General features: G+C 53.8%; 8 protein-coding genes. 7 read left to right on the forward strand and 1 reads right to left on the reverse strand.

Going from position 1 to position 14,003, the window contains the following annotated elements:
* The first annotated feature begins 2 nt into the window (after positions 1-2).
* The 5 genes from bcsZ (at position 3) to AACU94_RS21910 (ending at position 9,820) form a co-directional block, all read left to right on the forward strand.
* Positions 3-1,109 carry a cellulose synthase complex periplasmic endoglucanase BcsZ gene (gene bcsZ, locus AACU94_RS21890; protein ID WP_135488689.1) on the forward strand — a complete coding sequence of 369 codons (1,107 nt, stop codon included), beginning with the start codon at positions 3-5 and terminating at the stop codon, positions 1,107-1,109.
* Entirely contained in the window at positions 1,091-4,564 is a 3,474-nt protein-coding gene (bcsC, locus tag AACU94_RS21895; RefSeq protein ID WP_135488609.1) for a cellulose synthase complex outer membrane protein BcsC, read from the forward strand. The genes bcsZ and bcsC overlap by 19 nt, the downstream gene beginning before the upstream one ends.
* Before the next feature lie 82 nt (positions 4,565-4,646).
* Positions 4,647-6,635 (forward strand): biofilm formation regulator HmsP, encoded by a 1,989-nt coding sequence (gene hmsP, locus AACU94_RS21900; protein ID WP_135405375.1) that lies wholly within the window; start codon positions 4,647-4,649, stop codon positions 6,633-6,635.
* A 182-nt stretch (positions 6,636-6,817) separates the two neighbouring features.
* On the forward strand, positions 6,818-8,104 hold the full coding sequence (dctA, locus tag AACU94_RS21905; RefSeq protein ID WP_130216296.1) for a C4-dicarboxylate transporter DctC: 1,287 nt from the start codon (positions 6,818-6,820) through the stop codon (positions 8,102-8,104).
* Between the two features lie 219 nt (positions 8,105-8,323).
* The gene (locus AACU94_RS21910; RefSeq protein WP_130216298.1) at positions 8,324-9,820 is read left to right on the forward strand and encodes a M16 family metallopeptidase; all 1,497 of its coding nucleotides are present in this window, start codon (positions 8,324-8,326) and stop codon (positions 9,818-9,820) included.
* A gap of 93 nt (positions 9,821-9,913) precedes the next feature.
* On the opposite strand, the gene kdgK is transcribed toward AACU94_RS21910, so the two are convergent.
* Complete coding sequence (kdgK, locus tag AACU94_RS21915; protein WP_130216300.1) at positions 9,914-10,843, reverse strand: 2-dehydro-3-deoxygluconokinase; 930 nt, start codon at positions 10,841-10,843, stop codon at positions 9,914-9,916.
* 232 nt (positions 10,844-11,075) lie between these two features.
* Between kdgK and pdeH the strand changes: the two genes are divergently transcribed.
* On the forward strand, positions 11,076-11,843 hold the full coding sequence (gene pdeH, locus AACU94_RS21920) for a cyclic-guanylate-specific phosphodiesterase (protein ID WP_130210126.1): 768 nt from the start codon (positions 11,076-11,078) through the stop codon (positions 11,841-11,843).
* Positions 11,844-11,911: 68 nt separating this feature from the next.
* On the forward strand, positions 11,912-13,972 hold the full coding sequence (locus AACU94_RS21925) for an AsmA family protein (protein ID WP_135488610.1): 2,061 nt from the start codon (positions 11,912-11,914) through the stop codon (positions 13,970-13,972).
* Positions 13,973-14,003: the final 31 nt, after the last annotated feature.

Raw genomic sequence — 14,003 nt, forward strand, 5'->3', positions numbered from 1 at the left:
TGATGAAAGTTTTGCGTAGTGGGATCGTGACGATGCTGCTGTTGGCTGCCTTCAGTGTTCCGGCAGCCTGCAACTGGCCTGCCTGGGAGCAGTTCAAAAAGGATTACATCAGTCAGGAAGGGCGCGTCATTGACCCCAGTGACGCACGCAAAATTACCACCTCTGAAGGGCAAAGCTACGGCATGTTCTTTGCCCTGGCGGCTAATGATCGTGCGACATTTGACAACCTACTTGACTGGACCCAGAACAATCTTGCTCAGGGGGCCTTAAACGAACATTTGCCTGCCTGGCTGTGGGGCAAAAAAGAGAACAGTAAGTGGGAAGTGCTGGACAGCAATTCGGCCTCTGATGGTGATATCTGGATGGCCTGGTCGTTGCTTGAGGCGGGCCGCTTGTGGAAAGAACAACGTTATACCGACATCGGCAGCGCATTGTTAAAACGCATTGCGCAAGAGGAAGTGGTGACGGTGCCGGGGCTGGGGTCGATGCTGTTACCAGGCAAAGTGGGCTTTGCCGAGAATAACTCCTGGCGTTTGAACCCGAGTTATCTACCACCGACGCTGGCACAGTATTTCACCCGCTTTGGCGCGCCCTGGACTACGTTGCGCGAAACGAATCAACGTTTGCTGCTGGAAACTGCACCGAAAGGTTTTTCGCCTGACTGGGTGCGTTATGAAAAAGATAAAGGCTGGCAGCTGAAAGCTGAAAAAACGCTGATCAGCAGCTATGACGCCATTCGCGTTTATATGTGGGTCGGCATGATGCCAGATACTGATCCGCAAAAAGCACGGCTGTTAGCGCGTTTTAAACCGATGGCGACATTTACTGAGAAGAACGGCTATCCGCCGGAGAAAGTTGATGTCGCTACGGGTAAAGCGCAGGGGCAAGGGCCGGTAGGTTTTTCTGCGGCTATGTTGCCGTTTCTTCAGGACCGTGACGCGCAGGCTGTACAGCGCCAGCGTGTGGCAGATAACTTTCCTGGCAGCGATGCCTATTACAATTATGTGCTGACCCTGTTCGGACAAGGCTGGGATCAACACCGTTTCCGCTTCTCGACAAAAGGTGAGTTATTGCCTGACTGGGGCCAGGAATGCGCAAATTCACACTAAACATCCTCACACTTTCCCTCGGTCTGGCTGTGATGCCGATGGTCGAGGCGGCGCCAACCGCCCAGCAACAGTTACTGGAGCAGGTACGAGTTGGCGAAGCGACTCACCGCGAAGACCTGGTGCAGCAGTCGCTGTATCGTCTGGAACTTATTGATCCGAATAACCCGGACGTCGTTGCTGCCCGTTTTCGCTCTCTGTTACGGCAGGGTGATGTTGATGGGGCGCAAAAACAACTCGACCGATTGTCGCAATTAGCGCCGAGTTCAAACGCTTACAAATCGTCGCGGACCACGATGTTACTTTCCACGCCGGATGGTCGCCAGGCACTGCAACAGGCACGATTGCAGGCCACCACCGGGCATGCGGAAGAAGCCGTGGCAGGTTACAACAAACTGTTCAACGGGGCGCCGCCGGAAGGTGACATTGCCGTCGAGTACTGGAGTACCGTGGCGAAAATTCCGGCTCGCCGTGGCGAAGCGATTAATCAGCTAAAACGCATCAATGCGGATACGCCGGGCAACACGGGCCTGCAAAACAATCTGGCGCTATTGCTGTTTAGCAGCGATCGCCGTGACGAAGGTTTTGCGGTGCTGGAGCAGATGGCGAAATCTAACGCCGGTCGTGATGGTGCCTCTAAAATCTGGTACGGGCAGATTAAAGACATGCCTGTCAGCGATGCCAGCGTGCAGGCGCTGAAAAAATATCTCTCAATATTTAGCGATGGCGACAACGTGGCTGCTGCACAATCGCAACTGGCAGAACAACAAAAACAACTGGCCGATCCTGCTTTCCGTGCCCGTGCGCAAGGTTTAGCGGCGGTGGATTCAGGTATGGCGGGTAAAGCCATCCCCGAGTTGCAACTGGCGGTGCGTGCTAACCCGAAAGACAGTGAAGCGCTGGGGGCGCTGGGCCAGGCGTATTCCCAGAAAGGCGATCGCGCCAATGCGGTGGCGAATCTGGAGAAAGCCCTCGCGCTGGACCCGCACAGCAGCAACAACGACAAATGGAACAGCCTGCTGAAAGTGAACCGTTATTGGCTGGCGATCCAACAGGGCGATGCCGCGCTTAAAGCAAACAATCCTGATCAAGCGGAACGGTTATTCCAGCAGGCGCGCAATGTAGATAATACTGACAGCTATGCGGTGCTGGGGCTGGGTGATGTGGCGATGGCGCGCAAAGATTACCCTGCAGCCGAACGTTATTATCAGCAGACGCTGCGGATGGACAGCGGCAACACCAACGCCGTGCGCGGTCTGGCGAATCTTTATCGCCAGCAATCGCCGGAAAAGGCTGAAGCATTTATTGCCTCGCTCTCTGCCAGCCAGCGGCGCAGCGTTGACGATATTGAACGTAGTCTGCAAAACGACCGTTTGTCACAGCAGGCCGAAGCGCTGGAAAAACAGGGCAAATGGGCGCAAGCAGCAGCACTTCAGCGCCAGCGACTGGCACTGGACCCCGGCAGTGTGTGGATTACTTACCGACTTTCGCAGGATCTCTGGCAGGCCGGACAACGCAGCCAGGCTGATACTCTGATGCGCAATCTGGCGCAGCAGAAGCCGAACGACCCGGAGCAGGTTTACGCCTACGGGCTGTATCTCTCCGGTCATGATCAGGACCGGGCGGCACTGGCGCATATCAACAGCCTGCCGCGCGCGCAGTGGAACAGCAATATTCATGAACTGGTGAACCGACTGCAAAGCGATCAGGTGCTGGAAACAGCCAATCGCCTGCGTGAAAGCGGCAAAGAAGCCGAAGCGGAAGCGATGCTGCGTCAGCAACCACCTTCCACACGCATTGATCTCACCCTGGCCGACTGGGCGCAGCAACGGCGCGATTACACCGCCGCCCGCGCGGCTTATCAGAACGTTTTGACGCGCGAGCCAACTAACGCCGACGCCATCCTGGGTCTGACGGAAGTGGACATCGCAGCCGGTGACAACGCGGCGGCACGTAGCCAACTGGCGAAACTGCCCGCCACCGATAACGTCTCTCTGAACACTCAGCGGCGCGTGGCGCTGGCGCAGGCGCAGCTTGGCGATACCGCAGCGGCGCAGCAGACATTTAACAAGCTGATCCCACAGGCAAAATCTCAGCCACCGTCGATGGAAAGCGCGATGGTACTGCGCGATGGTGCGAAGTTTGAAGCACAGGCGGGCGATCCAAAGCAGGCGCTGGAAACCTACAAAGACGCGATGGTCGCATCCGGTGTGACCACGACGCGTCCGCAGGATAACGACACCTTTACCCGACTGACCCGCAACGACGAGAAAGATGACTGGCTGAAACGCGGCGTACGTAGCGATGCGGCGGACCTCTATCGTCAGCAGGATCTTAACGTCACCCTGGAGCACGACTACTGGGGATCGAGCGGCACTGGCGGATACTCCGATCTGAAAGCGCACACCACCATGTTGCAGGTAGATGCGCCATATGCGGACGGGCGAATGTTCTTCCGCAGCGATTTCGTCAATATGAATGTCGGCAGTTTTTCCGCCGATGCTGAGGGCAAATGGGATAACAACTGGGGTACCTGTACGTTGCAGGACTGTAGTGGTAATCGCAGCCAGTCGGATTCTGGCGCAAGCGTGGCAGTCGGCTGGCGAAATGACGTCTGGAGTTGGGATATTGGCACTACGCCGATGGGCTTCAACGTCGTGGACGTAGTCGGCGGCGTCAGTTACAGCGATGATATCGGGCCGCTTGGTTACACCGTTAACGCCCATCGCCGACCTATTTCCAGTTCATTACTTGCCTTCGGCGGACAGAAAGACTCTCCGAGCAATACCGGGAAAAAATGGGGCGGCGTACGTGCCGATGGTGTGGGGTTAAGTCTGAGCTATGATAAAGGCGAGGCAAACGGCGTCTGGGCATCACTTAGCGGTGACCAGTTAACCGGCAAAAATGTCGAAGATAACTGGCGCGTGCGCTGGATGACGGGCTATTACTATAAAGTCATCAACCAGAATAATCGTCGCGTCACTATCGGCCTGAACAACATGATCTGGCATTACGACAAAGACCTGAGTGGGTACTCACTTGGGCAGGGCGGCTACTACAGCCCGCAGGAGTATCTGTCGTTTGCCGTACCGGTGATGTGGCGTGAGCGCACGGAAAACTGGTCATGGGAGCTGGGCGCGTCTGGCTCATGGTCGCACTCGCGCACTAAAACCATGCCGCGTTATCCGCTGATGAACCTGATTCCGAATGACTGGAAAGACGACGCCGCTGACCAGACCAATGGTGGCGGTAGCAGCCAGGGCTTTGGCTATACGGCGCGAGCGTTACTTGAACGACGCGTCACATCCAACTGGTTTGTCGGCACGGCGATTGATATCCAACAGGCGAAAGATTATGCGCCAAGCCATTTCCTGCTCTACGTACGGTATTCTGCCGCCGGATGGCAGGGCGATATGGATTTACCGCCACAGCCGCTGATACCTTACGCCGACTGGTAAGTTTTCAGATAGCGCCTCTCTTAATGCCGCTGCGATCGGGTATACTCGGGCGGCAGTCTGGGATTTCCGGGGGAGAGATAATTTGCGCGTTAGTCGTTCGTTAACAATCAAGCAGATGGCAATGGTGGCGGCCGTTGTCCTGGTGTTTGTCTTTGTTTTTTGCACCGTTTTGCTGTTCCACCTGGTACAGCAGAATCGCTATAACACGGCTACGCAACTGGAAAGCATTGCTCGTTCTGTCCGCGAACCCTTGTCCTCAGCCATCCTCAAAGGGGATATTCCCCAGGCGGAGGCCATTCTCTCCAGCATCAAACCTGCGGGCGTGGTCAGCCGCGCAGATGTGGTGCTGCCTAACCAGTTTCAGGCGCTGCGTAAAAGTTTTATTCCTGAACGCCCGGTGCCGGTAATGGTTACCCGACTGCTCGAACTACCGGTGCAAATCTCGCTGGGCGTCTACTCGCTGGAGCGCCCGGCAAACCCACAACCGATTGCCTATCTGGTGTTACAGGCGGATTCCTTCCGCATGTATAAGTTCGTGATGAGTACGCTCTCAACGTTAGTGACCATTTACTTACTTTTATCGCTCATCCTGACAGTAGCGATTAGCTGGTGTATTAACCGACTGATATTACATCCTTTACGCAATATTGCTCGTGAGCTGAACGCCATTCCACCGCAAGAGATTATCGGCCATCAGCTGGCGCTGCCGCGTCTGCATCAGGACGATGAAATAGGCATGCTGGTGCGCAGTTATAACCTTAACCAGCAACTGTTGCAGCGCCATTATGAAGAGCAGATCGAAAACGCGATGCGCTTCCCGGTGTCGGACTTGCCAAACAAAGCCCTGCTGATGGAGATGCTGGAACAGGTGGTGACGCGTAAACAGACGACTGCGCTGATGATTATCACCTGCGAAACCCTGCGCGACACCGCCGGTGTGCTGAAAGAGGCGCAGCGGGAAATCCTGCTACTTACGCTGGTGGAAAAACTCAAGTCGGTGCTGTCGCCGCGCATGGTTCTCGCGCAGGTCAGTGGCTATGACTTCGCTGTTATCGCCAACGGTGTGCAGGAGCCGTGGCACGCTATTACGTTAGGTCAGCAAGTACTCACTATCATGCGCGAGCCTTTGCCGATTGATCGCATTCAACTGCGCCCACACTGTAACATCGGCGTGGCGATGTTCTATGGCGATATCACTGCCGAACAACTTTATGGTCGTGCTATTTCTGCGGCGTTTACTGCTCGTCATAAAGGGAAGAATCAGATTCAGTTCTATGATCCGCAGCAGATGGAAGCCGCTCAACAGCGGCTGACGGAAGAGAGCGATATCCTTAATGCTCTTGAAAATCATCAGTTTGCGATTTGGTTACAACCACAAGTTGAGATGACCAGCGGTAAATTAGTCAGCGCGGAAGTGTTATTGCGTATCCAGCAACCGGATGGGAGTTGGGACCTACCGGATGGGTTAATTGATCGTATTGAGTCTTGTGGACTGATGGTTACCGTCGGTCACTGGGTGCTGGAAGAGTCATGCCGACTGCTTGCCGCCTGGCAGGAGCGCGGCATTATGCTGCCATTATCGGTGAACATCTCAGCTCTGCAACTGATGCACCCGAATATGGTGGCGGATATGCTGGAACTGCTAACGCGCTATCGTGTTCAGCCAGGAACGCTGATTCTGGAAGTGACAGAAAGCCGACGCATTGATGACCCTCACGCGGCGGTGGCAATCCTTCGTCCGCTGCGCAACGCCGGAGTACAGGTGGCGCTGGATGATTTCGGTATGGGCTATTCAGGGTTGCGTCAGTTGCAGCATATGAAATCTCTCCCGGTGGACGTTTTGAAAATCGACAAAATGTTCATTGATGGTTTGCCGGAAGATAGCAGCATGATTGCCGCGATTATCATGTTGGCGAAAAGCCTGAATCTGCAAATCATTGCTGAAGGCGTAGAGACAGAAGCACAACGTGACTGGTTGGCAAAGGCGGGCGTTGGAATTGCCCAGGGCTTCCTTTTTGCACGTCCACTTCCCATTGAAATCTTCGAAGAAAGTTACCTGGAAGAAAAATAGCTACCCCAAACTGATTACAAAACTTTAAAAAGTGCTGGTTTGTGCGAGCCAGCTCAAACTTTTTAACATTTTTGTTTCAATTATGATCCAGGTACATTTCTGTGATGTTGTCTGGGTGTTATTTTAAGGCCGCAGGTACCCCATAACCTTACAAGACCTGTGGTTTTACTAAAGGACACCCTATGAAAACCTCTCTGTTTAAAAGCCTTTACTTTCAGGTCCTGACAGCGATAGCCATTGGTATTCTCCTTGGCCATTTCTACCCTGAAATAGGCGAGCAAATGAAACCGCTTGGCGACGGATTCGTTAAGCTCATTAAGATGATCATCGCTCCCGTCATCTTTTGTACTGTCGTCACTGGCATTGCGGGCATGGAAAGCATGAAGGCGGTCGGTCGTACCGGCGCAGTCGCACTGCTTTACTTTGAGATAGTCAGTACCATCGCGCTGATTATTGGTCTTATTATCGTTAACGTTGTCCAGCCAGGTGCTGGAATGAACGTCGATCCGGCGAGTCTGGATGCGAAAGCGGTAGCCGTTTACGCCGCGCAGGCGAAAGACCAGGGCATTGTCGCCTTCATTATGGATGTCATCCCGGCGAGCGTCATTGGCGCGTTTGCCAGCGGTAACATCCTGCAGGTGCTGCTGTTTGCCGTACTGTTTGGTTTTGCGCTGCACCGTCTGGGCAGCAAAGGCCAACTGATTTTTAACGTGATCGAAAGTTTCTCGCAGGTCATCTTCGGCATCATCAATATGATCATGCGCCTGGCACCGATTGGGGCGTTCGGGGCGATGGCATTTACCATCGGTAAATACGGCGTCGGAACACTGGTGCAGCTGGGGCAGCTGATTATCTGCTTCTACATCACCTGTATCCTGTTTGTGGTGCTGGTACTGGGTTCAATCGCTAAAGCGACCGGTTTCAGTATCTTCAAATTTATCCGCTACATTCGTGAAGAACTGCTGATTGTGTTGGGAACATCGTCTTCCGAATCGGCGCTGCCACGTATGCTCGACAAGATGGAAAAACTCGGCTGCCGGAAATCGGTGGTGGGGTTGGTCATCCCGACAGGCTACTCGTTTAACCTTGATGGCACATCGATATACCTGACGATGGCGGCGGTATTTATTGCCCAGGCCACTAACAGTCAGATGGATATCGTCCACCAAATCACGCTGTTAATCGTGTTGCTGCTTTCTTCTAAAGGGGCGGCAGGGGTAACGGGCAGTGGCTTTATCGTGCTGGCGGCGACGCTTTCAGCCGTAGGCCATTTGCCGGTGGCGGGTCTGGCGCTGATCCTCGGTATTGACCGCTTCATGTCGGAAGCTCGTGCGCTGACTAACCTGGTCGGTAACGGTGTAGCAACCATCGTGGTCGCTAAGTGGGTTAAAGAACTGGACCACAAAAAACTGGACGATGTGCTGAATAATCGTGCGCCGGAAGGCAAAACGCACGAATTATCCTCTTAATCTCACCACTTATGCCCGCACTCCCTTCCCCGAGTGCGGGTGTTTGCGCATAATTGCCCCCTGTGCCTGAACTTACCACCTGGGTGAGTTCAGGTTTATTTCACTTCTTCCGTGACATTTTTATATTCTTGCGGTCTAACACGAAGTGTTTTCAATGTCATTTAGACTGGCCGACAACGGGCAGTTTTTTATTACCAGGATAGTTGATCAGGGGTTCACATGCAGGGCACAAAAATTCGACTTTTAGCGGGCGGTTTGCTGATGATGGCCACTGCTGGCTATGTGCAGGCAGATGCGCTCCAGCCTGATCCAGCATGGCAACAGGGGACGCTCTCCAACGGTTTACAGTGGCAAGTGCTGACCACGCCCCAGCGTCCCAGCGATCGTGTTGAAATTCGCCTGCTGGTTAATACCGGTTCGCTCGCCGAAAGTACCCAACAGAGCGGTTATAGTCATGCCATTCCCCGCATCGCGCTGACGCAAAGCGGTGGCCTTGAAGCGGCACAGGCACGTTCACTGTGGCAACAGGGGATCGACCCTAAGCGCCCGATGCCGCCGGTGATCGTCTCTTACGACACCACGCTGTTTAATCTTAGTCTGCCAAATAACCGCAACGACTTGCTGAAAGAGGCGCTCTCTTATCTGGCAAATGCCAGTGGCAAACTGACCATCACACCAGAAACCATCAACCACGCGCTGCAAAGTCAGGACATGGTGGCAACCTGGCCTGCCGACACCAAAGAAGGCTGGTGGCGCTATCGTCTGAAAGGATCAACCTTGTTAGGTCACGATCCTGCTGATCCGCTGAAACAACCCGTTGAAGCGGAAAAGATTAAAGACTTCTACCAGAAATGGTACACCCCGGATGCAATGACGCTGCTGGTGGTGGGGAACGTTGATGCGCGCTCGGTTGTAGACCAAATCAACAAAACGTTTGGCGAACTGAAAGGCAAACGTGAAACACCGGCTCCGGTGCCGACGCTTTCTCCTCTGCGTGCGGAAGCGGTGAGTATTATGACCGATGCGGTACGTCAGGACCGGTTATCCATCATGTGGGATACGCCGTGGCAGCCGATTCGTGAATCAGCCGCACTGCTGCGCTACTGGCGTGCGGACCTGGCCCGTGAGGCGCTGTTCTGGCACGTTCAGCAAGCATTAAGCGCCAGTAACAGTAAAGACATTGGTCTTGGATTTGACTGCCGTGTGCTGTATCTGCGTGCGCAGTGTGCCATCAACATCGAGTCACCAAACGACAAGCTGAACAGCAACCTTAATCTGGTGGCGCGTGAGCTGGCGAAAGTTCGTGACAAAGGTCTGCCGGAAGAAGAGTTCAACGCTCTGGTTGCGCAAAAGAAACTGGAGCTGCAGAAATTGTTTGCTGCCTATGCGCGAGCTGATACCGATATTCTGATGGGCCAGCGGATGCGTTCGTTGCAAAATCAGGTTGTCGATATCGCACCGGAGCAATATCAGAAACTGCGCCAGGATTTCCTTAACAGCCTGACGGTGGAGATGTTAAATCAGGATCTGCGCCAGCAGTTGTCGAATGATATGGCGTTAATACTGCTGCAGCCGAAAGGCGAGCCGGAATTTAACATGAAAGCGTTGCAGGCGGCCTGGGATCAAATCATGGCCCCATCGACTGCGGCTGCCGCCACATCTGTTGCCACGGATGACGTCCATCCTGAAGTTTCGGACATTCCACCCGCGCAGTAATGCCTGATGGTGATGAGTTAGCACAACCATCAGGTATTTATGGAAGAGCTGGATAGAGGAGTAACACTTTATCCAGCCTTGCATATGCTGCTTTTACGCTGGCATCGCCTCACGCGGGATAATCGCGCCGCGATACTGAATAACGGTACTTGCAGTTAAATGCCCGCGTTTCGCCGCGTCTTCCGCACTGCCGCCCGTCAAACGTACTGCCAGATAACCGGCGCTGAAAGAGTCACCCGCAGCAGTGGTGTCGATCACTTTCTCTTTCGGCAGTTTCACCGCCGGAACATCAACTAACGCTTCACCTGCAATGGACACCAGGCAAGAATCCGCCCCGCGTTTCACCACCACTTCTTTCACGCCTGCGTTATGGGTGCGCGCAATGACGTCTTCCACCGGTTGTTGACCCCACAGCGCGTCTTCGTCGTCCAGCGTCAGGAAGGCGATATCCGTGCATTCCAGCATTTGCTGATACACCTGCTGCGTCTCTTCTTTGCTGGCCCACAGGCGCGGACGGTAGTTATTGTCGAAAATCACTTTTCCGCCATTGGCGCGGCATTCGCGCAGCAGGGAAAGCAGTTTTTCGCGGCTGGTTGGGCTTAAAATCGCCAGGCTAATCCCGCTAAGGTAGAGATAATCGAATTTCGCCAGCTCTGCGCAAATCGCCGCTGACTGCTCGCTTTCCAGCCAGAATTTGGCCGCGGCTTCGTTACGCCAGTAGTAGAACGTACGTTCGCCAGTGTCATCGGTTTCAATGTAGTAAAGGCCCGGCAGGCGGTTTTCCATCCGTTGGGTCAGGGAAGTATCAACGTTCTCGCCGTGCCAGGCGTCCAACATCTGCTGACTAAAACTGTCCGTTCCCAGCGCCGTCACGTAATGAACGGTTAATGCCGCAGAATCGACCTGACGGGCGATGTAGACGGAGGTGTTCAGGGTATCGCCGCCGAAACCGCGCTTAACGTCTGCGCCTTTCTCGGAAAGCTCAATCATGCATTCGCCAATCACGGCAATCTTTTTGGACATAGTCGTGAACCTGATCTGTAAAAAAATTAGCGTTAGTTTGCGCTGTGGTGGTTTGTTGGTCAACTATATTAAAACACTGTTCCATTATTTTTTTGAGCCAGAACGTATTCCTGGAAGATTTCGCCGCAGGACGGGCAAATTTAGCCGCTTCGGGCGGTAAAGTTCTGGCGTTGCGCGCCGATAACATTTGTCGAGTCCGGGCAGCATCACTTTTAAACACAGGACATCTTCGATGATAAGGCAGGTTATTCAGCGAATAAGCCATCCTGAAGCAAGTATCGAAAGCTTGCAGGAACGACGCTTTTGGTTGCAGTGTGAACGTGCTTACACCTGGCAACCGATTTACCAGACATCCGGTCGGTTGATGGCCGTAGAGCTATTAACGGTCGTTACCCATCCCGAGGATCCTTCGCAACGACTGCCGCCGGATCGTTATTTTGCTGAAATCACCATCAGACATCGTATGGATGTGGTGAAAGAACAGATTGATTTGCTGGCGCAAAAAGCCGTGTTCTTTGTTGAGCATGGCCTGCTGGCATCGGTTAATATCGATGGTCCGACACTTCTCGCCCTACGTCAGCAGCCGGAAATTTTGCGTCAGATTGACCGCCTTCCCTGGCTGCGTTTTGAACTGGTAGAACATATCCGCCTGCCAAAAGATTCAACCTTTGCCTCGATGTGCGAATTTGGTCCGCTATGGCTTGATGATTTTGGCACTGGGATGGCAAATTTCTCCGCGCTCAGTGAAGTCCGTTATGACTACATTAAAATCGCTCGCGAACTGTTTGTGATGCTGCGCCAGTCGCCGGAAGGCCGCACGCTCTTTTCGCAGCTTTTACATCTAATGAATCGCTATTGTCGCGGGGTGATTGTCGAGGGCGTGGAAACGCCGGAAGAGTGGCGCGATGTACAGAACTCGCCCGCATTCGCCGCACAAGGCTGGTTTCTTTCGCGTCCGGCACCGATAGAAACGCTGGATACGGTGGCTCTGGTGGTGTAGCCGCCTCATTTTCCGCCTGGCTGGACTATCTTTAGGACTGGCCCAGGAAGAATATGAGGAAGCGAACTATGAGCAAGGCAGGCAAAATAACCGCCGCGATTTCAGGTGCTTTCTTGTTGTTGCTCGTCGTGGCGATCATTTTGATTGCGACTTTTGACTGGAATCGACTCAAACCGACCATCAACCAGAAAGTCTCTGCGGAGCTGAATCGCCCGTTCGCTATTCGTGGCGATCTGGGCGTGGTATGGGAGCGGCAAAAACAGGAAACCGGCTGGCGCAGCTGGGTGCCGTGGCCCCATGTACACGCGGAAGACATCATTCTCGGCAACCCGCCAGACATTCCCGAAGTCACAATGGTGCATCTGCCACGGGTAGAAGCAACGCTGGCCCCTCTGGCGCTGCTGACCAAAACGGTCTGGCTACCGTGGATCAAACTGGAAAAGCCCGACGCACGCCTGATTCGCCTCTCAGAAAAGAACAACAACTGGACGTTTAATCTCGCCAGCGATGACAACAAAGACGCGGATGCAAAGCCGTCGGCGTGGTCGTTTCGGCTGGATAATATTCTGTTCGATCAAGGGCGGATCGCCATTGATGACAAACTAAGCAAAGCGGATCTGGAAATTTTTGTCGATCCATTAGGCAAGCCGTTGCCGTTCAGTGAAGTCAGCGGATCGAAAGGTAAGAACGAGAAAGAAAAGGTGGGCGATTACGTTTTTGGCCTGAAGGCGCAGGGACGTTATAACGGCGAACCGCTCACGGGCACGGGAAAAATCGGCGGCATGCTGGCGCTGCGTGGCGAAGGGACGCCGTTTCCGGTACAGGCTGATTTTCGCTCTGGTAACACCCGTGTTGCTTTTGATGGCGTAGTGAATGACCCAATGAAAATGGGCGGCGTCGATTTACGGCTTAAATTTTCCGGCGATTCGCTGGGCGATCTCTATGAACTGACGGGCGTTCTGCTGCCTGATACCCCACCGTTTGAAACCGATGGTCGGTTGGTAGCGAAAATCGACACGGAAAAATCGTCGGTCTTTGATTATCGAGGCTTTAACGGGCGTATTGGCGATAGCGATATTCACGGTTCTCTGGTCTACACCACCGGTAAGCCACGGCCAAAACTGGAAGGTGACGTCGAGTCGCGCCAACTGCGGCTGGCAGATTTAGGGCCGTTAATTGGCGTTGATTCCGGTAAAGGGGCGGAAAAGTCGAAACGGTCTGAACAGAAGAAGGGCGAAAAAAGCGTTCAGCCTGCGGGCAAAGTGCTGCCGTATGACCGCTTCGAAACCGATAAATGGGACGTCATGGATGCCGATGTTCGATTCAAAGGCCGTCGTATTGAGCATGGCAGCAGCCTGCCGATTAGCGATCTTTCTACCCATATCATCCTCAAAAACGCTGACCTACGCCTGCAACCGCTGAAATTTGGCATGGCGGGCGGCAGCATTTCGGCGAATATTCATCTGGAAGGCGATAAAAAGCCGATGCAAGGGCGGGCAGATATTCAGGCTCGTCGACTGAAACTGAAAGAACTGATGCCGGATGTGGAATTGATGCAGAAGACGCTGGGGGAAATGAACGGTGATGCGGAACTACGCGGTAGCGGTAACTCAGTGGCGGCGCTTTTGGGGAACAGTAACGGTAACCTGAAACTGTTGATGAATGACGGGCTGGTGAGCCGCAACCTGATGGAGATTGTCGGGCTGAATGTCGGTAACTACATTGTCGGTGCGATTTTCGGTGATGATGAGGTGCGGGTGAACTGCGCGGCAGCAAATCTGAATATTGCCAACGGCGTGGCGCGTCCGCAGATTTTTGCTTTTGATACTGAGAACGCGTTGATTAATGTTACCGGCACGGCAAGTTTTGCTTCGGAACAGCTGGATTTGACTATTGATCCGGAGAGTAAAGGGATTCGGATTATCACGCTGCGTTCGCCACTGTATGTGCGTGGGACGTTTAAAAATCCGCAGGCTGGGGTGAAAGCCGGGCCGTTGATTGCCCGAGGTGCCGTTGCGGCGGCACTGGCAACGCTGGTGACGCCAGCTGCGGCCTTGCTGGCGCTGATCTCACCTTCCGAAGGGGAGGCTAATCAGTGTCGGACGATTTTGTCGCAGATGAAGAAGTGATGATAATTGCCGGATGTCTGACATCCGGCAA

The sequence above is a fragment of the Escherichia sp. E4702 genome (assembly GCF_963883545.1).
Classification (GTDB): domain Bacteria; phylum Pseudomonadota; class Gammaproteobacteria; order Enterobacterales; family Enterobacteriaceae; genus Escherichia.

Bases quoted from the DNA above. Each gene is read 5' to 3' on its own strand.
- kdgK (WP_130216300.1), bottom strand. From the start codon at position 10,843: ATGTCCAAAAAGATTGCCGTGATTGGCGAATGCATGATTGAGCTTTCC.
- AACU94_RS21925 (WP_135488610.1), top strand. From the start codon at position 11,912: ATGAGCAAGGCAGGCAAAATAACCGCCGCGATTTCAGGTGCTTTCTTG.
- AACU94_RS21910 (WP_130216298.1), top strand. From the start codon at position 8,324: ATGCAGGGCACAAAAATTCGACTTTTAGCGGGCGGTTTGCTGATGATG.
- bcsC (WP_135488609.1), top strand. From the start codon at position 1,091: ATGCGCAAATTCACACTAAACATCCTCACACTTTCCCTCGGTCTGGCT.
- pdeH (WP_130210126.1), top strand. From the start codon at position 11,076: ATGATAAGGCAGGTTATTCAGCGAATAAGCCATCCTGAAGCAAGTATC.
- dctA (WP_130216296.1), top strand. From the start codon at position 6,818: ATGAAAACCTCTCTGTTTAAAAGCCTTTACTTTCAGGTCCTGACAGCG.
- bcsZ (WP_135488689.1), top strand. From the start codon at position 3: ATGAAAGTTTTGCGTAGTGGGATCGTGACGATGCTGCTGTTGGCTGCC.